Source organism: Nocardia sp. NBC_01377 (assembly GCF_045040005.1).
In the GTDB taxonomy this organism is placed as follows: Bacteria; Actinomycetota; Actinomycetes; order Mycobacteriales; family Mycobacteriaceae; genus Nocardia; species Nocardia noduli.
Genome location: NZ_CP109566.1, coordinates 6,259,627 through 6,279,269, shown reverse-complemented (window position 1 = coordinate 6,279,269; position 19,643 = coordinate 6,259,627). Strand labels below are relative to the sequence as shown.

Below are 19,643 nucleotides of genomic sequence, written 5' to 3'. Positions count from 1 at the left end.
CGCGGGTGCCGCACGGACAAACAAGGAGCCCACCGTGACTGCTGCACGCTCCGTTTCCGCTCCCTCGGCGACCTCCCGTAAAACCGGGAAAGGCGCCGCTGTCACTTCTGATCCCAAGGGAGTAAGCCCCTCGCTCTCCGCTTCGTCCGGTGCCAAGACGTTCGTCATCGACACTTCGGTCCTGCTCTCCGATCCCTGGGCCTACACCCGGTTCGGCGAGAACGACGTCGTGTTACCGCTGGTCGTCATCAGCGAACTCGAAGGCAAACGCCACCACCACGAACTGGGCTGGTTCGCGCGGGAAGCCCTGCGCAACCTGGACGATCTGCGTGTGCAGAACGGCAGGCTCGACCAGCAGGTGCCGATCGGCACCGAGGGCGGAACACTGCAGGTGGAACTCAATCACACCGACCCTACGGTCCTTCCGGTCGGCTTCCGCACCGACACCAACGACTCTCGCATCCTGGCCTGTGCGCTCAATCTCGCGGCGGAGGGCCGCGAAGTCGTCATGGTGTCCAAAGATATCCCGTTGCGCGTCAAGGCCAGTGCCGTCGGTTTGCAGGCCGACGAGTACCACGCCCAGGACGTGATCACCTCCGGTTGGTCCGGAATGGTCGAAATCGATGTCGCCACCGCGCAGATCGACCAGATCTATTCCGAATCGATCATCGATCTGGACCAGGCGAGGGAACTGCCCTGCCACACCGGAATCCGGTTGCTCGGTTCCAGTTCCAGCGCGCTCGGCCGGGTGACCCCGGACAAACGCGTCCAATTGGTGCGCGAACGCGAGGCATTCGGCCTGCACGGCCGCTCCGCCGAACAGCGCATCGCCCTGGATCTGCTGCTGGACGAGAGCATCGGCATCGTCTCGCTCGGCGGCAAGGCCGGAACCGGCAAATCGGCGCTCGCGCTCACCGCGGGTCTGGAAGCGGTGCTCGAACGCCGTACCCAGCGCAAGGTGGTGGTCTTCCGTCCGCTCTACGCGGTCGGCGGCCAGGATCTGGGCTACCTGCCCGGCAGCGAGAGCGAGAAGATGGGCCCGTGGGCCCAGGCGGTCTTCGACACGCTGGACGGGCTGGCCTCCGCCGAGGTGATGGAGGAGGTGCTCAGCCGCGACATGCTCGAGGTGCTGCCACTGACCCATATCCGAGGTCGGTCGCTGCACGATTCGTTCGTGATCGTGGACGAGGCGCAGTCGCTGGAACGCAATGTGCTGCTCACCGTGCTGAGCAGGCTGGGCACCGGATCGCGGGTGGTGCTCACCCACGATGTCGCCCAGCGCGACAACCTGCGTGTCGGCAGGCACGACGGCGTCGCCGCGGTGATCGAGAAGCTGAAGGGACATCCCCTTTTCGCCCATATCACCCTCACCCGCAGTGAGCGGTCGCCGATCGCGGCGCTGGTCACCGAGATGTTGGAGGAGTACGGCCCGAACGCCTGACGGGCAAACGCCCAGGGTGTGTTTCATCTCACAAATGAGCGGGTAGTCACCGCTCGATAGCTGTTCGGCAACGACCCGGTGAGTCGGTAACGATTCGCCGGGTCGTTGCCGAACCTCGTCCTAGGCTGCGCGGTACGCACCGCGTGAAGGAGCGCCCCGACAAGCCACGGAAGCCAATTCGAGAGGATGGACATGCACCACTTCGCTCGACGCACGGCTGGATACACCACGGCGCTCATGGCCGCGACACTGCTGCTGACCACGGGATGCGGCGATGACGACGACGATTCCAATTCCGCGGCGAGCACCACGGCGCCCGCGGCCGTGACGACCACGACCGCGCGCGCCACGACCACGCCATCGGAGATCTCCGAGACCGCGCGCAGCGCCGAATCCGCGACCGCGACGACGGGAGTCGACTCCACCGGCGAGTCGACGGAGTCGGCCAAGATCCCGACCCAGGGCGGGACCGAGGTCACGGTCTCCGGCGACATCTACGAGAAGTATGTCGGCGCGGGCGGTCCGACCGGCCCGCTGGGCGCGCCGACGGAAGCGCAGGAGAACGGCCCCGACGACGGCGAGTACCAGGATTTCGTGGGCGGCACGATCTACGAGGCGAAGGAAGGCGACCCGCACATCGTCTGGGGCGAGATCCGCAAGGCGTGGGAGAGCGACGGCGGCGCGAACGGCACGCTCGGCTATCCCACCAGCGACGAGACCGATATCCCCGGCGGCAAGCAGTCGACCTTCACCGGAGGCACCATCACCTGGGTGGACGGCCAGATCACCGTCACGCCGAAGTAGGCCGCCGGAATCCGCGGCTCGATTGTGCGATGGATGCGGCGTCCGGCATCATGTGACACCATCTCCGGTGGTTTCGGACGCCGTCCGGCAATGCCGTCGTATATCCCCGCGTCGCGGGAACAGCAGCTAGGTTGTGATGGTGCAAAATCTCTTGACCGATCGTGAGCTGCTCGATTCGCTCGCGCTCGAGGTGGAACTGAATCTGCGCCGCCACATCGAGGTGGCCGACGGATGGCAGCCGCACGACTACGTGCCGTTCAGCGAGGGCCGGAACTTCCGCTTCCTCGGCGGAACCGATTGGGAGCCGGGGCAATCCGAGCTCAGCGAGGTCGCCAAGCTGGCGTTGACGGTCAGCGTCCTGGTGGCCGACAACCTGCCCTCCTACCATCGTGAGATCGGCAAGTACCTGCGCACCGGCGCGTGGTGGCGCTGGGTCGGCCGCTGGACGGCCGAGGAGAACCGGCACGAGATCATGATCCGCAACTACCTCATGGTCACCAGGGCGGTCGATCCGGTGCAGCTGGAGCGGTCGCGCATGGAACACATGACCAAGGGCTTCCGCAGGCCCTCCCTGCATCTGCTCGACGTGCTCGCCACCTGCGCGTTGGAGGAGACGGCGTCGGCGGTCCGGCATCGCAATATCGCCGCGCTCGGCGAGAACGAGATCGTCACCGCCATGGCCGACCGCATCGCGCTCGACGACGAATTGCAGGCGAAATTCTTCGCCGATCTCGTCGCCGCGGGATTCGATATCGCCCCCGATCAGACCATGCGCGCCGTCGCCGACAGCGTGGCCGCGTTCACGGTGCCGTCGGTGACCCTGCCCGACGGACGCAGCAGCGACGAACTGCTGGCCGAGGCCGGCGTCTACGATCCGGCGCAGGAACCGACGCTGGTCTTCGCACCGCTGCTGGCACGGTGGAATGTCTTCGAGCGCAACGATCTCGGCGCCGAGGGCGAGCAGGCCCGCACCGAAATCGCGCATCTGCGCGGCTGACTCGCCCCGCCGGTCGGTGCGCTAGCTGAGCGCACCGACCGAAGCGGTCACTTCCCGTTCTGGACCTTCGCCATCGACAGCACGTCCAGACGCCGATCGAGTTCCTCCAGGGAGAGACCGTCGCCGATGAGACCGCGGTCGATCACGGTCTGGCGAATCGTCTTCTTCTGCTTCAGCGCCTCTTTCGCCACCGCCGCGGCCTCCTCGTAGCCGATCGCCGAATTCAGCGGCGTCACGATCGACGGTGAGGATTCGGCCAGGGTGCGCAGATGGTCCTCGTTCGCCACCAGACCCCTGACGCACTTGTCGGCGAAGAGCCGGGAGACATTGGCCAGCAGGCGAATCGATTCCAGCAGGTTGCGCGCCATCACCGGAATGTAGACGTTCAGCTCGAACGCGCCGCTCGCGCCGGAGAACGCGACGGTCGCGTCGTTGCCGATCACCTGCGCCGCCACCTGCGTGACCGCCTCGGGGAGAACGGGATTCACCTTGCCGGGCATGATCGAGCTGCCGGGCTGGAGATCGGGCAACTGGAGTTCACCCAGGCCGGTGAGCGGCCCCGAACCCATCCAGCGGATATCGTTGGCGATCTTGGTCAGGCTCACCGCGATGGTGCGCAGTGCCCCCGACGCCTCGACCAGTCCGTCCCTGGCGGCTTGGGCCTCGAAATGATCCTCGGCTTCGGAGAACGCGTCGATACCGGTGGAGCGCCGCAATTCCGCGACCACCTTCGCGCCGAACCCCTCGGGGGCATTGAGTCCGGTGCCGACCGCGGTGCCGCCGATGGGCAGCTCACCGAGCCGGGGCAGCGTCACCATCGCGCGGTCGATGCCGAGCGCGATCTGGCGGGTGTAGCCGCCGAATTCCTGGCCGAGGGTGACCGGCACCGCGTCCATCAGGTGCGTGCGGCCCGATTTCACCACGGTGCGCCATTCGGTGGCCTTGTCCAGCAGCGCGAGCCGCAGATGTTCCAGCGCGGGAACCAGTTCCTTGATGACCGCTTCGGTCGCGGCGAGATGGGTCGCGGTCGGGAAGGTGTCGTTGGAGGACTGCGACATGTTGACGTCGTCGTTGGGATGCACATCCACGCCGTTGGCCTTGGCGATCGATGCGATGACCTCGTTGGCGTTCATATTCGAGCTGGTGCCCGAACCGGTCTGGAAGACATCGATCGGGAACTGGTCGTCGTGCTCGCCCTCGGCGATCTCGGTCGCGGCGGCGATGATGGCCTCGGCCTTACCCGGATCGAGTAACCCCAGATCCCGGTTCACCTTCGCGCACGCGCCCTTCAACAGTCCGAGCGCCCTGATTTGCGCCCGTTCCAGTCCACGCCCGCTGATCGGGAAATTCTCCACGGCCCGCTGCGTCTGCGCCCGCCACAGGGCGTGCACCGGAACCCGTACCTCGCCCATGGTGTCGTGTTCGATGCGGTACTGCGTCTCCTCGGTCATATTTCCGACCCTATGCCGACCGCGCCCCGTGTGGGGCTGCCACGCCTGAGGCGATGCGCACAGCACGGAACGGGCGATGATTGCCCCGAATCCGAGGGCCCGAAACGCGTACCCGACAGCGACGAAAAAGACGCGCAGCCAACGGCATACGCGTCTTCGTCGGATCTCACGGATCAGGGCAGCGGCGGATCCGCGTCCTCGTCGCCGATGAAGTCCACGGCGGAGTACTCGCGGAGTTTGGTGAGACGGTGGTAGGCGTCGATCATGCGGACGGTGCCCGATTTGGAGCGCATGACGATCGACTGGGTGGAGGCGCCGCCGCCGTAGTAGCGGACTCCGCGCAGCAGGTCACCGTCGGTGACACCGGTCGCGCAGAAGAAGACGTTCTCGCCCGCGACGAGATCCTCGGTGGTGAGCACACGGTCCAGATCGTGACCGGCGTCGATCGCCTTCTGGCGTTCCTCGTCGTCGGTCGGCGCTAGTTTGGCCTGTAGCGCGCCGCCCATACAGCGGATGGCGGCCGCGGCGATGATGCCCTCCGGGGTGCCGCCGATGCCGACCAGGATGTCGGTGCCGGAATCGGGACGCGCGGCCGCGATGGCGCCCGCGACGTCACCGTCGGAGATCAGCCGGATCCGCGCGCCCGCGTCGCGGACCTCCTGGATCAGCTCCGCGTGGCGCGGACGATCCAGGATGCAGACGGTCAGATCCGATTTCAGCAGACTCTTCGCCTTGGCGACGCGCGCGATGTTCTCGGCGATCGGGGCGGAGATATCGATCACGTCGGCGGCGTCGGGACCGACCGCGATCTTGTGCATGTAGAACACCGCGGACGGGTCGAACATCGCACCGCGCTCGGCGACCGCGAGCACGGAGATGGCGCCGGGCGAACCCTTGGACATCAGCGTGGTGCCGTCGATCGGGTCGACCGCGAAATCCACCTCGGGTCCGGTGCCGTCGCCGACGATCTCGCCGTTGTACAGCATGGGCGCTTCGTCCTTCTCGCCCTCGCCGATCACGACGGTGCCGCGCATCGAGACCGAGTTGACCAGCTCGCGCATGGCATCGACGGCGGCGCCGTCGCCACCCTCCTTGTCGCCGCGCCCGACCCAGCGGCCCGCAGCCATGGCGCCCGCTTCGGTCACCCGGACCAATTCGAGCGCGAGATTGCGATCAGGGGCCTCACGGCGGCTGGGTGCTGGCTTCGATGCCGTCATGGCGGGGTGCCTCCCTCGGTTGGTTTGTTTCCGCACGATTGTCTCATTTCGCCTCGGCCCGACTTCGCACCAGATGGCAGGACGTGCGGGGTGCGGGCGGGAGCGGCACGCCGACGAGTGGATACTTGGACCGTGTCCTACCAAAAGCCACGCATCCTCCACGACTACAAGGATCTGTTCTTCTCACTGATCCCGTTGGTGCTGATCGCCGTGGTCTTCGCAGGTCTGGCCAGTCAGTGCAGCTTCTCGGCGACCGGTCCGACCGAGGGGAAGATCCCGCATTTCGATGTGCAGTCCGCGCTGAACTCCGACGCGCGCACGCTGCCGTTCCCGATCAGGAATCCGGCCGTGCCCGCGGACTGGACGCCGAATTCGGGCAGTCGCGACACCATCACCGGCCCGGACGGCGGTCCGGTGAGCACCGTGGGATATATCACCCCGTCGGGGACGTACATGCAGCTCACCCAGAGCAGCGCCTCCGACGAGGTGCTCGCCCGCTCGATCCTCGGCTCCCGGTTCGCCAACGGCACCCAGCAGATCGGCAACCAGAAATGGACGGTGTTCGCCGAGCCGACCGAGGAGACGGCCTGGATCGCCGATTTCGGCCAGTCCAGGGTGCTGATCAAGGGCGCGGGTGACACGAGCGCGTTCACGACGCTGGCTCAGGCCGTCACGGCCGCCCCGCAACTGTCGCGCTGACGGCCTCGCCGCACTCTCGCGCTTCCGGCCCGGTCAGCGATGGCCGACGACGTTGACGACCGTTCCGTCGGGATCACGCACGAAGAATCGCCGCACGCCCCACGGTTCGTCGCGCAGCGCGTAGACGATATCCGCGCCCTTCGCGCTCGCCGCGGCGTGCACGGCGTCGACATCGTCGACCTCGACGCTGATATCGGGCTGGAACCGCTCGGCGCCCGGCCCGAGCAGCAGTATCTGGGCGGTCGGGTTGGTGGGCGAGGCCATGGTCACCGCCCAGCCCAGATCCATGGTCTCCTCGAAGCCGAGCAGGCGATAGAAATCGCGGCTGCGCGCCATATCGTCGGTGCGGATATCGGGTGTCGCGCGACGAATGCCCATGTCTGCTCCTACGTCCGGTTCATACCTGTTCTTCGGCCTCGGAACGGGATATCGCGTCTTCGACGCGTTTGCGCGCGCCCGCCAGATGTTCCTCGCACCGGGTGGCGAGCGCTTCGCCGCGCTCCCACAGCGCGAGCGAGTCATCCAGGTCCATTCCGCCCTGTTCGAGCATCTTCACGACGTTGACCAATTCGTCGCGGGCGCGTTCGTAGCCGAAGCCGCGAATCTCGGCCAGCTCCGTCGGCTCGGCCTCGGCGTTGCCGGAATCGGTCACCGTCGTTCCTCCCTGTCGTCGATGTCGTGCTCGCGCGGACCCGCGCCGCTCACCACGCTCTTACCGAGTGCCTGTGACCCCAACGCCGCCGCGGTGACGGCGCCGTCGGCCACCCGCACGCGCAACTGACTGCCCGCGGGCGCGTCGTCGATACCGCGCACCACATGCCGCTCGCGGCCGGAAACCCGCTGCACCACAGCGTAGCCACGCGCCAGCGTCGCGGCCGGGCCGACCGCGGTGAGTTTCTCCCGCAGGTGCCGTGTCGTCGTGGACTCGGCGCCGATCAGATGGTCGGCGCAGCGTCGGGCCGCGATCCTGAGCCGTTCGACCTCCTCGGTGCGCCGGTCGATATCGCGGAGTGGATCGGCGAGCACCGGCCGCGACCGCAACTGCGCGAGCGCCGCGGTCTCGCGGTCGACCCAGCCGCGCAGCGCCGCCGCAGCGCGATCCCGCATATCGCGCACCCCGGCGAGTTCGGCCGCGGCGTCGGGCACGATCCGCTTCGCGGCGTCGGTGGGCGTGGCCGCGCGCATATCGGCGACCAGATCGCAGAGCGGATTATCCGGTTCGTGACCGATCGCGCTGACGATGGGCGTCGTCGCCGCCACGATCGCCCGGCACAGCGCCTCGTCGGAGAAGGGCAGCAGATCCTCCACGCTGCCGCCGCCACGGGCGAGCACGATGACGTCGACCGCGGGATCGCGATCCAGTTCGGCCAGTGCCCCCAGGATCTGCGGTACCGCCGTCGGACCCTGCACCGCGGTATTGCGGACATCGAAAAGTACTGCGGGCCAACGATTCCTGGCCACCATCAGCACATCGCGCTCGGCGGCGCTCGCCCGGCCGGTGATCAGCCCAACGGTGCCGGGCAGGAAGGGGACGGGACGTTTCAGACGCGGATCGAACAACCCCTCGGCGGCCAGCAGCGCCTTGAGCCGCTCGATACGCGCGAGCAGTTCGCCGACGCCGACCGGACGGATCTCGATCACGCGCAGCGAGATCGTGCCGCGCCCGACGAAGAACGACAGTTTGCCGAAGACGACGACCCGGCTGCCTTCCTGGAGCGGAACCGGCGATCTGCGGATCAACTCCGGGTCGCAGGTCACCGACAGCGACATGTCGGCGGAAGGATCGCGCAGGATGAGGAACGCGGTGCGCGTGCCCGGCCGCAGGTTCATCTGGGTGATCTGACCCTCCACCCAGATACTGCCGAGCCGGTCGATCCACTGCGAGACCTTGAGCGCGACCGTACGCACCGGCCACGGTTGTTCGGCGGAATTGGCTGGCGTCGCGGCACCGGTCCGCGCCGCCGTGCCGTCCTGAGTCATGCCGCCAGATATACGCGCCGGGTCGGACACGAACGCAACGGGTCGGGCGATTCGTCGCCGCGGCCCCGCGTCGAGCGCTCGGAACCGAGGCGCGGAGGTCGGCCGCGCGCGCTTCGCCGCCGTCGCGAGACCGGGCTCACTGGGCGCGGACGGTGGCGATCCGATTGGTCAGCATCGTGACGAACGGCGCCCTGTCCAGGGTGAGCTGTTCGTAGTCGAGCAACTCGGCGAGTTCCTCGACCGAGAGCATGCGCAGCCGGGCGCGCAATTGCGCCAGGGTCATGTTGGCGTAGTCGTAGCGCGTGGCGACCTCGGGTGCGACGACCTCGGGCGTTTCCTCGGCGATACCGACCGCGGTGTCGGCTGCCGTGGCGCCGGTCACTGTGGCGTCTGTCACCGGGGTATCCGTCACCGCGGAGTCGTCCTGCTCGTCGACCGTCGGTAGCGCGACCGGGTGCCCGTTCGTCTCACTCGCCACGGCGGGCTCGTCAGCGGTGTACAGATCGAAACGGCTGGTCCGCGCCGGATTGGCGAACGCCGGTTCCGCGGAGGAATCGGAGTCGAGATCCTCGTCGAAGGTGGCCCACTCCGGCCGTTCCTGCTCACCGCTGCCCAGACGATCGAAAACCGCGTCGCCCTTGAGTGCGAGGCTGGTCACGAACTGCTGGATATGCATGGAGGTCTGGAGCAGCTGGCTGATGGCGGTGATCGGAAAGTTCACGGCCGCCGTGGGCAGCCTGCGAGTCTCTTCCAGGGCGTACACGGCGGCACCGGCGGCGACCCGGGCCAGGAACGGAGGTCGGAACATGGTTCTAGCCTGCCCGATACGCCCGACGATGCAAAGGGTGGGTGTCACAGACAGATTGTCGCGTGTCCCTCCACCCGGCTCGCAACCGCCCGACGCAAGTAAGCTGTCGTCATGTCTTCGGCCATCCCCTTGAACGTCGGAATCGCCCGCTCGGCCGGTACCGGAACCGCGCTCGCCGACGGCGAGAAACGAGTCCTACTCGCGGAGCCACGCGGCTACTGCGCGGGTGTCGATCGCGCGGTGGAGACGGTGGAGAAGGCCCTGGAGAAGCACGGCGCCCCCATCTACGTGCGCAAGGAGATCGTGCACAACCGCCACGTGGTGGAGACCCTGCGTGAACGCGGTGTGATCTTCGTCGACGAGACCGACCAGGTGCCCGACGGGCAGGTCGTGGTCTTCTCCGCGCACGGCGTGTCGCCCGCGGTGCACGATTCGGCCGCGGCCAGGAATCTGCACACCATCGACGCGACATGTCCGCTGGTCACCAAGGTGCACCAGGAAGCCAAACGATTCGCCCGCGACGATTTCGACATCCTGCTGATCGGCCACGAGGGCCACGAGGAGGTCGAGGGCACCGCGGGGGAGGCACCCGATCACGTACAGCTCGTCGACGGCCCCGATGCCGTCGACAAGGTCACCGTGCGTGACGAGAACAAGGTGATCTGGCTGTCGCAGACCACCCTCAGCGTGGACGAGACCATGCAGACCGTGCAGCGGCTGCGCGAGCGGTTCCCACTGTTGCAGGATCCGCCGAGCGACGACATCTGCTACGCGACGCAGAATCGCCAGGTCGCGGTGAAGGCGATGGCGCCCGAATGCGATCTGGTGATCGTCGTCGGTTCGCGCAACTCCTCCAATTCGGTGCGGCTGGTCGAGGTCGCTCTCGGCGCGGGCGCGAAGGCCTCGTACCTGGTCGACTACGCCCGCGAAGTGGATCCGGCCTGGCTGGCCGGGGTGCGCACGGTCGGCATCACCTCGGGTGCGTCGGTGCCGGAGATCCTCGTACGCGGTGTGCTCGACATGCTCGAGGAACACGGCTTCGCCGACGTACAACCGGTCACGACGGCCAACGAGACCCTGGTCTTCGCCCTGCCGCGAGAACTGCGCACCGCCCGCCACTGACGGACGGGCACGCGCTCAGAGGTTCTCCGGCTTCCGGCGTTCGTTGCGCTGCGACTCCCGGTCGCGATACCGGACATTGGGCTGCGGGTGCGGTGGCACCTCGCCTCGGGGGCGACCGCCGCGTGGCACCTCGCTCTCGGCGCGCGCCGGCATCGCGGCCGCGGGGCGGGCCGTCCGTCCCGTCACGGGCCGACCGCCCTCCCTCGGACGGCCTTTGGTCGCGACCCGGGGCGGGGTTTCCGCCACCTCCGCGCTCGGACGCCTGCCGCCGGGGCGCGGCGGTTCGTACTTGTCGGTCTTCTGATCGCTGATATCGACGATGGGCTCGGGATCGGGCCGTTTGGGACGTCGTTTGGCGGCCTCGGGCGGCGCGGCCTTCGCGGGCCTCGCGTTCTTGGCCGGGGCTTTCGACTTGGCGGATTTGGCCGGGCTCGCGGATTTCGCCGGGCGGGAGCGATCGGCCGAGCCGTTGCGTCCCCAACTCGATCCGCGGCGCGCCTCGTCACCGCGTTCCTCGGCTTCGGCCCGCCGATGCAGGTAGATGCGCAGGCCACCGATCGCCAGACTCAGCGCGGTGGCGAGGAACATCGTCGGGAACCGCTCCACCAACGGGATCGCGAGGTTGAGCAGGATGTCCTTGATACCGCTCGAGTTACTGCCGGTCAGCTGTTGATACGACAGCGGAACCGCCAGGAACAGCAGCAGCGGCGGCAACACCATCGCGGTGAACAGGCCGCGATAGCGGACCGCGAGAACCGCGGCAACGCAGCCCGCGACATACAGCGCCGCGAAGGTGCCGGTCAGTTCCCCGGTGTTGCCGTTTGCATCGATCAGGAACCCCAGGAACGTGCACGCCGCCGCAATCAGGATCGCCGCACCGGCCGGGACACCCGGCACCGACGGCAAGATCGAACGTTGCGGCGCGGGCACCCGGGATCGCACACGTTGGGAAGCAGCCACGCTGAGAACACTAACCGGCGTGGCGCGTGTCGGCGTTACGGCACGGCCAGCGGCGCCGTCGTCGATCGATCGGCGCGATGGTCGTCGCCGGTCGACGGACGCGGGCGGCGGGTGGTCGAGCGGTGCGCGTACCACTACTCCTCCGCGTCGGCGAAGGCCGCCGCCCTCGGCATCGATTCCAGCTTGCCGATCTCGGGAATCGGCTGCTCAGCGATTTCCAGGTCGTGCAATTTCCTGGCCGTCACCATGACACGAGATTCTACCGACGCCACGGTGTAGTTGAATGCCTCGACCGCCTTGCCGAGTTGCGATCCGAGCCGATCCAGGTGTTTACCGGTCATTCCGAGCCTGGTGTAAAGCTCTCTTCCCAATTGCTGGATCGTCGCGGCGTCGCGCGAGAGCGCCTCCTGCCGCCAACTGAAGGCCACCGTGCGCAACAACGCGATCAGCGTGGTCGGGGTCGCGAGGATCACATTGCGACCGAAGGCGTGCTCGAGCAATCCGAAGTCGGCGGTGAGCGCGGCATCGAGGAACGGATCACCCGGGATGAAGAGCACCACGAATTCCGGGGCCGGATCGAAGGCGGCCCAATAGGCCTTGGCCGCCAACTTGTCGACGTGCACCCGCAGGTGTTTGGCGTGCCGGGCCAGCAGATCGGCGCGCAGATCCGGATCATCGGCCGCGCACGCGTCGAGGTATGCCTCGAAGGGCACCTTGGCGTCGACCACGATGCTGCGGCCACCCGCCAGATGGACCACCAGATCGGGGCGCACCGTCGCGGTCCGTTCGTTGTCACCGTCGTCGCGGGTGGCCCGGCTCACCTGGGTGGAGAAATCGCAATGCCTGGTCATACCAGCCAGTTCGACGACCCGTTCCAATTGGATCTCGCCCCAGCGCCCGCGTACCTGCGGCGCCCGCAGCGCGGAGACCAGCTGATTCGTCTGCCCGGCCAGCTGGTGCGAGGTGCGCTGCATACCCGCGACCTGTTCGCGCAGACCGGAATACGCGTCGACGCGCTGGTGCTCGACATGCTGGATGTGGCGTTCGAGCGCCCCCACCGCCTCGCGCAACGGTTCGACCATCGCGCCGATCGCGTGCGAATGCCTGCGCGCGGCGTCTTCGTTCGCCGCGGTGAGGGAGTGGCGTAGCAGCCGTTCGTTCTCACCCGCCGCCTCCAGTCTCGCTTCGGCGGCGACCGCCCTCCTGCCCGCCCGCGCGGAATGACCGAGCCAGCCGAGTCCCACTCCGGCGGCGAATACCAGCATCAGTGCGACGAGCATCGGTGCGGTCATAGCGCAGATAGTGCCGTACGTCACCGACAGGAATCAAAGCCGACCGGCTACCGATGGGCGACGCGTCCGCAAATCCTCGGCGCCACGGTGGAATCCACGTCGGGGTGGGAAAGGAAACACCGCCGGACACGCCGGTCCGAACGCGGCAATTCCGACACCCGGGTCGGGGCGATTGAATTCTGTCGGTGGGTACGCCTACGGTTTCGCCCCATGCGGATGCTGCACACCTCGGACTGGCACATCGGGCGTACCTTCCACGGCGTCGATCTGTTATCCGACCAGGAGCGCGCGTTGGGCGCGGTCGCGGAGCTGGTCGCCGAGGAGTCCGTCGACGTCGTGCTGATCCCCGGCGACATCTACGACCGATCGATTCCGAGCGCGGACGCGATCGCGGTGTGCGACCGGGGATTCGAGGCGATCCGCGCCGCGGGCGCCACGATCGTGGCCACCTCGGGCAATCACGATTCGCCGACACGTCTCGGCGCGGGCGCCAGTTTCGCCGCCGCGGGTGGTCTGCACCTGCGCACCACCGTCGCCCAGGCCGATCGGCCGGTCCTGCTCGCCGACGAGCACGGCGACATCGCGATGTACGGCATCCCGTACCTCGAACCCGAGATCACCCGCGCCGAACTCGGTGTGCCGCAGGCGCGTTCGCACGCCGACATCCTGGACGCGGCGATGGCCAGAATCCGCGCCGACCTCGCGCGACGCGGCGATATCCGTTCGGTGATTCTCGCGCACGCCTTCGTCGTCGGCGGCGCGGCGACCGGGTCGGAGCGGTCCATCTCGGTCGGCGGCGTCGAGACGGTTCCGCTCTCGGCGTTCACCGGGATCGACTACGTCGCCCTCGGCCACCTGCATTCGCCACAGACCCTCTCGGAATCGGTGCGCTATTCGGGTTCGCCGTTGCCGTACTCCTTCGCGGAGAACTCACATCGCAAGGCGGTGTGGATCATCGATCTGGACGAGTCGGGGCTGCGGGAGGTCCGGCGTCGCGACCTTCCCTCGGTGCGTGGCCTGAGCAGGCTCACCGGCACACTCGACGAACTGTTGGACGACCCGGCCCATGCCGAGGCGCAAGAACATTACGTCTCGGCGACCCTCACCGACACCGCCCGTCCCGTCGATCCGCTGCGTAAGCTCCGAGAACGGTTTCCGCACGTGGTGCACGTCGAATGGGCACGCCCGGAAGGCAATCCGGAACTGCGTTACCGCGAGCGCGTGCGCGGCAGGCGTGATACCGAGGTGGCGCAGAGCTTCCTCACCGATGTGCGCGGCGCACCGAGCGCGGGCGAGATGGCCTGGCTGGAAAAGGCACTCGCCGCGGCGGTCGCTGAACCCGACCGGCAGCCCGCTGCGCTGCCGCTCGCCGGGGAACTCACCGCGTGAGGCTGCATCGGTTGGAGATGACCGCATTCGGCCCGTTCGCCGAGCCGACCGTCATCGACTTCGACACACTGGGATCCGACGGACTCTTCCTGTTGCACGGGCAGACCGGCGCGGGAAAGACCACCGTGCTGGACGCGATCGCCTTCGCCCTCTACGGCAGCGTGCCGGGGGCGCGGGGGGAGAGCAAACGCCTGCATTCCGATCACGCCGACGAGCAGACACCGCCACGGGTGGTGCTGGAGGCCGTGATCGGCGGCAGGCGACTGCGGCTGACGCGGTCACCGGAATTCGTGCGGCCGAGTAAACGTGCCAAGGGCGGCTTGGTGAAGGAGAACCCCACCGCGACACTGGAATGGCTCGACGGTCCCGGCGTCAACCTGTCCCGGCTCACCGATATCGGCAACGAGGTCATCCGCCTGCTCGGTATGAGCGCCGACCAGTTCTTCCAGGTCGTCCTGCTGCCGCAGGGGGATTTCGCGCGATTCCTGCGGGCGCACAACGAGGATCGCGAGAAGCTGCTCGAAAAGCTTTTCGACACCGAACGTTTCGGCACCGCCGAGCAGTGGCTCGCCGAGAAGCGCCGCGCCTCCGAGGCCGAGATGAGACGGCGGACCGATTCCATCCGGCGTCTCATCGACAATGTGGCGATGGCGGCGGGGCGCAATGTCACCGAGGTCGTCGAACCCCACGAGGCGGTCACCTGGTCACAGGATCTGCTGGCCGCCGCCAGAGTCGATCTGACGACCGCCACCGCGGAATCCGAACGGTGCCAGCGGGATTCGGCGCGGATCCGATCCGAGGCCGAGGAACAGCGGCGCCTCGACGAACTACGCCGCCGGAGGGGAGCCGCCCGGGCCACCCTGGACGGTTACCTCGCCGGGGCGGACCATCGAGCGGCATTGCGCGCCGAATTGGAGTCCGCCCGTCGCGCCCAGCCGGTCACCGAAGCGATCGATGAGGCGAGAGCCGTGGTCGTCACCGCCCGAAAGCACGAGAAACGGCGGCGCGAGGCCGAGGACGCGCTGGTGACCGCGCTGATGGACCCCGCGGCCGCCGATCTCGGTCGGGCCGAACTGCTCACGACGCCGCCCGCCGGTACGGCGCGCGATGCGGACGACCGTGAGATCTCGCGGGCCGGTGATCGGCAGCCGGGAACACCTACCGGGCGGGGCACGACGGTGCGTCCCGACACCGATATCGATGCGGCGATCCGGCGCTGGAGCGCGCAGACCGGAGCGCTGGACGAGGTGCGCGGCGACGTCGACATCGCAGCCGGCCTGAGCAGGGAATTGACCGAACTGCGCGGCGAGGAGACCGCGCTCGCGGTCCGCATCACCACGGTCAACCGACGTCGCGAGGAACTGCCCGCGGCGATCGCCGCCGCGGAAGCGCGATCGCGCGAGGCCGCCACCGCCGCGGCCACCCTGCCCTCGGTGCGGACCGAACTCGAACGATTGCAGACGGCGGTGTCGGCCGCGGTCGAATTGGCCACCCGCCGAACAGCACTCGACCACGCCCGGATCGAATTCGAATCCGCCAGGTCCGATCACAATGATGCCAAAGAGCGGGTGCTCGACCTGCGTGAACGTCGTCTCGCCGGTATGGCGGCGGAATTGGCGGGTCAACTCGTCGACGGGCAGCCGTGCGCGGTCTGCGGTTCCGAGGACCATCCGGACCCGGCGCGCCCGACCGCGCACGCGGTATCCGAGGCGTCCGAGGACGAGGCCGTCGCCGCCGAACGGGTCGCCGAGGAAGCACGCAATCGAGTGCAGACACAGATCACGGAGCTGGAAAGGGAGATCGAGAAATTCAAGGCCGCGGGCGGTGACGCCGATCGGGTCGAACTCGCCGCCGCGCTGCGCGCCTGCACCGACCGCTACCGCGACGCCGAGGATATGGCCGAACTGGTCGACGGATTCGACGCCGAGCTGGCACGGCTGCGCGCCGAGCAGACCGGCCTCCTGGACGAATTGCGCGCCGCCGATACCCGGCGCAGCACCGTGTCCACGCGGATCGCCGGTGCGGCAGCCCGTCACACCGAACTCGCCGAACGGCTGCGCGCCGCAGCCGGTGCGGACCGCACCATCGATGATCGCCGTCGCCGTATCGACGCCCTGATCGGCGCCGCCACGGCGCTGCGCGAGGCCGTGGCAGCCGTCGTCAAGGCAGGTGAACAGGTGGTCGTCATGGCCGAACGCGTCGAAAGTCTCGCTCGTGCGGCGGGATTCGCCATCGACGCGCAGGTGCGCGCCGACGCCGTCGGTGACGATGTCGCCGTACTGGCCGCGTACGCGAAGGTCGTCGCCACCGCATCGCGCCCCCCGCGACGGCACGAGGAGATAGACGCCGAACTGCTCGACGCGGAGCACAGGAAAGGCAGCGCCGAGGCCGTCCTCGCCGAACCCGAGGTGCAGGCGGCCGCGCTCACCGAACCCCGCGATCCGGCCGAACTGCAACGCCAGGTCGCGGAAGCCCAAACCCGCCTGAACGCGGCGGTCGCCGCCCACGCCGAGGCCACCCGCCGGGTGAATCTGCTCGAGGATCTGGGCGGACAACTGTGGGTCGCGCTGGATCGGGTCGCGCCGTTGCAACGGGCCCACGACGAACTCGCCGGTGTCGCCGACGTCGTGGCGGGACGCGGGGAGAACAACCGCCGCATGTCGCTGCGGTCCTATGTCCTCGCCGCCAGGCTGGAGGAAGTGGCGCTCTCCGGCTCGGTGCGGTTGCGTCGAATGTCGGGCGGGCGTTACGAATTCGTGCACTCGGACCGGGAGGGACCGAACGGTCGACGTGGTGGACTCGGCCTCGACATCCGCGACGACTACACCGGCGCGATCCGCCCCGCCAAAACGCTCTCCGGCGGCGAAACCTTCATGGCCTCGCTGTCGCTCGCCCTCGGACTCGCCGATACCGTCGCCGCCGAATCCGGCGGCCAGGTACTCGACACCCTCTTCATCGACGAGGGTTTCGGCGGCCTCGACGCCGACACCCTCGACGCCGTTATGGGCGTGCTCGACGAATTGCGCGCGGGCGGCAGAGTGGTCGGCCTGGTCAGCCACGTGGACGAAATGCGCCAGCGAATTCCCAGCCGCCTCCACGTCATCCGCGGCCGGAGCGGATCACGCCTCGAGACGACCGTTTCGTAGCACGATCGCGGCCCCGCGCCACATAGGTCGAACAGTCGGTGTTTCGCGGGCAGACCCGGCTACCGCGAGCGCCCTTCGTGGTCGAGCAGCCAACGTTTCGCGGGCAGACCCCAGCGGAACCCGCCGAGCGCGCCGCCGATGCGCAGCACGCGATGGCACGGCACGAACAGGGCCGCCGCGTTGCGGGCACAGGCGTTGGCGGCGGCACGGGTGGCGGCGGGCCTGCCCGCGACGGCGGCGAATTCGGTGTAGGTGACCGGATCGCCCGCGGGGACCTTGCGCAGCACCTCCCACGCGTGCAGCAGGAACTCACCCGAGTGCTGGCGGACCGGGATCGCGTCGATCGCGTCGAGCTCACCCCGATGGTAGTCGGAGACGGCGGTCGTGATCGCACCGAGCGAATCGCGTTCACGCAGGTCACCGGGTCGCAGCCGAGTATGGATCAGCAGACGCAGGTTCTCGGCGTCGGCGGTCCAGCCTGCGGCCAATACCGCCCCGTCCCGATCCGCGAGTGCGGTGAAGGGACCGATGGGTGTGTCGACCGTGGCGTAGTCCGCGGTGCTCATGACGTATGCCCTTTCGCTGTTCGAGTTTGCCGGTCGACTCACGACGTCCCGGCCCGTTTGTGCCCGTTCTTGCGCGGTGCCCGTCCCGCCAACGCGGCCTTCCACATGTGCATCGACAGATACGACCGCCACGGCGCCCACCGTTCGGTGTCGGTGAGGTCGACGCCGAGCAGTGCGGCCCCCTCACGAACCACGAGGTCGGTGCCGAGCAGGATATCGGGGTCGGCGAGCAGTCGCATGGCCACGTAGTCGGCGGTCCACGGGCCGATGCCGTCCAGGGCGAGCAGGTCGCGGCGCAGGTCGGCGGCGGTGCGGCCCTGATGCAGTCGCAGTTCGCCCGAGGCGATCGCGCCCGCGGCCGCGACGATCGAGTGGACCCGCCGCGCGGGACCGGTGAGGACTTCGGCGCCGCGTTCGGCGATGATCGCGGGCGTCGGGAACAGCCGGGGGAGCGGCCCTTCGACTTCCTCGCCCAGCGCGTCGACCAGGCGTGCGGTATGTGTCGACGCGGCCGACACGGAGATCTGCTGGCCGATCATGGTGCGCAGCAGCAGTTCCGGACCGTCCAGGCAACCGGGAACTCGGATCCCGGGACTGAACAGCGGACGCTGGGTTCCGGTCGGCTGGGGTGGCTCACCGGTCGCGGGTGTGGTGCCCGCGTCGGGCAACTGCTCGCCGTCCAAGGGTTGGACGGCGTTGCGGCGCGACAGCACGCCGAGAACCTCATCGATGCCGACCGGATCGGCGTCGAGATCGAGCAGGTGCCGCAGTCGCGCCACGGTCGGGGCCAGATCGCGCATATCGTGCAGGGCGAGTTCGGCGCGCACGTGATCCCGCTGGAAGCTGAGCCGGGCCGTCGCGTGGCCGTGCGGTGTGCGCAGATTGCGGGTGTAGGCGTGGTCCTCCCACTGCTCCACGCCCTGCGCGACGTGCGAGGACAGGAACCATTCGAGCCAGGCGCGGTCCAGTGGTTCCCGGTAGGGCAGTCGCAATGTCAATGCCCCGTTGACGGCGGGGGCGATGGGCGTGTCCTTGCGCGCGCGCTGGGCCTCGGTGCGCATGGTGGTCGGACTGACGGCGAAGACCTCGCGCACGGTGTCGTTGAACTGCCGGATGCTGGCGAATCCGGCCGCGAACGCGATATCCGACATCGGCATCGCGGTGGTCTGGATCAGCAGCCGGGCGGTGTGGGCGCGGTGCGCGCGGGCCAGGGCCAGCGGACCCGCGCCCAGTTCGGTGGTGAGTACGCGCGTCAGTTGACGCTGTGAATACCCGAGGGTCGCGGCCAGCGCGGGCACGCCACCGCGTTCGATCACGCCGTCACCGATGAGTCGCATGGCCCTGGCCGCGAGATCGGCCCGTGTGTTCCATAACGGGGAACCGGGTGCGGCATCGGGTAGACAGCGTCGGCAGGCCCGGTATCCGGCGTGCTGCGCCGCCGCGGCCGTCGGCAGGAAGCTGACATTGGTTCGTTTGGGTGTGATGGCCGGGCACGAAGGGCGGCAATAGATCCCGGTGGTTCGCACCGCCGTGAAGAACTGTCCGTCGAACCGCGAGTCCCGCGTCGACACCGCCCGATAGCACCGCTCGAAATCCAACGCCGTGATCGTCACCCAATCAACAATGTCAGCTCGCGCGAGACCGTGCTAGCGGAAATCCGCCACGGATGCCCGAAGTTGCCCCGGACCCGGGAAATCAGGGCGGCGCAAACCGGCGTCGGAGGCCGTGGATCGGCCCGAACGCCGTCCGCCGCAACGCGAAACAGCAACAA

The 19,643-nt window shown here is 68.3% G+C and carries 17 protein-coding genes; 7 read left to right on the top strand and 10 right to left on the bottom strand.

Going from position 1 to position 19,643, the window contains the following annotated elements:
• Positions 1 to 34 precede the first annotated feature (34 nt).
• The 3 genes from OG225_RS29065 to OG225_RS29055 all read left to right on the top strand — a co-directional run bounded on the left by OG225_RS29065 (position 35) and on the right by OG225_RS29055 (position 3,242).
• Positions 35 to 1,441, top strand: coding sequence for a PhoH family protein (locus tag OG225_RS29065; protein ID WP_405178155.1), 1,407 nt, complete (start codon positions 35 to 37; stop codon positions 1,439 to 1,441).
• Between the two features lie 192 nt (positions 1,442 to 1,633).
• Positions 1,634 to 2,245 carry an LGFP repeat-containing protein gene (locus OG225_RS29060; RefSeq protein ID WP_405178154.1) on the top strand — a complete coding sequence of 204 codons (612 nt, stop codon included), beginning with the start codon at positions 1,634 to 1,636 and terminating at the stop codon, positions 2,243 to 2,245.
• Positions 2,246 to 2,381: 136 nt separating this feature from the next.
• Positions 2,382 to 3,242 carry an acyl-ACP desaturase gene (locus OG225_RS29055; protein WP_405178153.1) on the top strand — a complete coding sequence of 287 codons (861 nt, stop codon included), beginning with the start codon at positions 2,382 to 2,384 and terminating at the stop codon, positions 3,240 to 3,242.
• Between the two features lie 47 nt (positions 3,243 to 3,289).
• Here the strand turns inward: OG225_RS29055 and OG225_RS29050 are convergent, their stop codons facing one another.
• Together OG225_RS29050 and glpX are read right to left on the bottom strand one after the other, a co-directional pair.
• Positions 3,290 to 4,693, bottom strand: coding sequence for a class II fumarate hydratase (locus OG225_RS29050; protein ID WP_405178152.1), 1,404 nt, complete (start codon positions 4,691 to 4,693; stop codon positions 3,290 to 3,292).
• Positions 4,694 to 4,866: 173 nt separating this feature from the next.
• Positions 4,867 to 5,910, bottom strand: a complete 1,044-nt coding sequence (gene glpX / locus OG225_RS29045) for a class II fructose-bisphosphatase (protein ID WP_405178151.1) — start codon at positions 5,908 to 5,910, stop codon at positions 4,867 to 4,869.
• A gap of 132 nt (positions 5,911 to 6,042) precedes the next feature.
• Between glpX and OG225_RS29040 the strand changes: the two genes are divergently transcribed.
• Positions 6,043 to 6,609, top strand: coding sequence for a DUF4245 domain-containing protein (locus OG225_RS29040; RefSeq protein ID WP_405178150.1), 567 nt, complete (start codon positions 6,043 to 6,045; stop codon positions 6,607 to 6,609).
• Between the two features lie 33 nt (positions 6,610 to 6,642).
• Here the strand turns inward: OG225_RS29040 and OG225_RS29035 are convergent, their stop codons facing one another.
• The 4 genes from OG225_RS29035 to OG225_RS29020 form a co-directional block, all read right to left on the bottom strand.
• Entirely contained in the window at positions 6,643 to 6,987 is a 345-nt protein-coding gene (locus OG225_RS29035) for a VOC family protein (protein ID WP_405178149.1), read from the bottom strand.
• A 19-nt stretch (positions 6,988 to 7,006) separates the two neighbouring features.
• The gene (locus OG225_RS29030; RefSeq protein ID WP_109527909.1) at positions 7,007 to 7,261 is read right to left on the bottom strand and encodes an exodeoxyribonuclease VII small subunit; all 255 of its coding nucleotides are present in this window, start codon (positions 7,259 to 7,261) and stop codon (positions 7,007 to 7,009) included.
• The gene (gene xseA / locus OG225_RS29025) at positions 7,258 to 8,589 is read right to left on the bottom strand and encodes an exodeoxyribonuclease VII large subunit (protein WP_405178148.1); all 1,332 of its coding nucleotides are present in this window, start codon (positions 8,587 to 8,589) and stop codon (positions 7,258 to 7,260) included. Before xseA ends, OG225_RS29030 begins: the two co-directional genes overlap by 4 nt.
• Positions 8,590 to 8,725: 136 nt before the next feature.
• The gene (locus tag OG225_RS29020) at positions 8,726 to 9,397 is read right to left on the bottom strand and encodes a lipid droplet-associated protein (protein ID WP_405178147.1); all 672 of its coding nucleotides are present in this window, start codon (positions 9,395 to 9,397) and stop codon (positions 8,726 to 8,728) included.
• Positions 9,398 to 9,508: 111 nt separating this feature from the next.
• Between OG225_RS29020 and OG225_RS29015 the strand changes: the two genes are divergently transcribed.
• Positions 9,509 to 10,519: a 4-hydroxy-3-methylbut-2-enyl diphosphate reductase gene (locus OG225_RS29015; RefSeq protein WP_216914310.1), complete on the top strand. Its 1,011-nt coding sequence runs from the start codon at positions 9,509 to 9,511 to the stop codon at positions 10,517 to 10,519.
• Positions 10,520 to 10,534: 15 nt separating this feature from the next.
• Here OG225_RS29015 and OG225_RS29010 read toward each other — a convergent pair whose 3' ends face one another.
• A complete protein-coding gene (locus OG225_RS29010; RefSeq protein ID WP_405178146.1) occupies positions 10,535 to 11,479 on the bottom strand; it encodes a DUF6542 domain-containing protein in 945 nt (314 codons plus the stop codon).
• A gap of 134 nt (positions 11,480 to 11,613) precedes the next feature.
• The gene (locus OG225_RS29005; RefSeq protein ID WP_405178145.1) at positions 11,614 to 12,771 is read right to left on the bottom strand and encodes a DNA recombination protein RmuC; all 1,158 of its coding nucleotides are present in this window, start codon (positions 12,769 to 12,771) and stop codon (positions 11,614 to 11,616) included.
• Between the two features lie 210 nt (positions 12,772 to 12,981).
• Here OG225_RS29005 and OG225_RS29000 point away from each other — a divergent pair, with 210 nt between their 5' ends.
• Complete coding sequence (locus tag OG225_RS29000; RefSeq protein WP_405178144.1) at positions 12,982 to 14,160, top strand: exonuclease SbcCD subunit D; 1,179 nt, start codon at positions 12,982 to 12,984, stop codon at positions 14,158 to 14,160.
• Complete coding sequence (locus tag OG225_RS28995; protein WP_405178143.1) at positions 14,157 to 17,306, top strand: AAA family ATPase; 3,150 nt, start codon at positions 14,157 to 14,159, stop codon at positions 17,304 to 17,306. Before OG225_RS29000 ends, OG225_RS28995 begins: the two co-directional genes overlap by 4 nt.
• A 59-nt stretch (positions 17,307 to 17,365) precedes the next feature.
• On the opposite strand, the gene OG225_RS28990 is transcribed toward OG225_RS28995, so the two are convergent.
• Together OG225_RS28990 and OG225_RS28985 are read right to left on the bottom strand one after the other, a co-directional pair.
• Positions 17,366 to 17,872, bottom strand: a complete 507-nt coding sequence (locus OG225_RS28990; protein WP_405178142.1) for a methylated-DNA--[protein]-cysteine S-methyltransferase — start codon at positions 17,870 to 17,872, stop codon at positions 17,366 to 17,368.
• 38 nt (positions 17,873 to 17,910) lie between these two features.
• Positions 17,911 to 19,485 (bottom strand): DNA-3-methyladenine glycosylase 2 family protein, encoded by a 1,575-nt coding sequence (locus OG225_RS28985; protein ID WP_405178141.1) that lies wholly within the window; start codon positions 19,483 to 19,485, stop codon positions 17,911 to 17,913.
• Between the last annotated feature and the right edge of the window lie 158 nt (positions 19,486 to 19,643).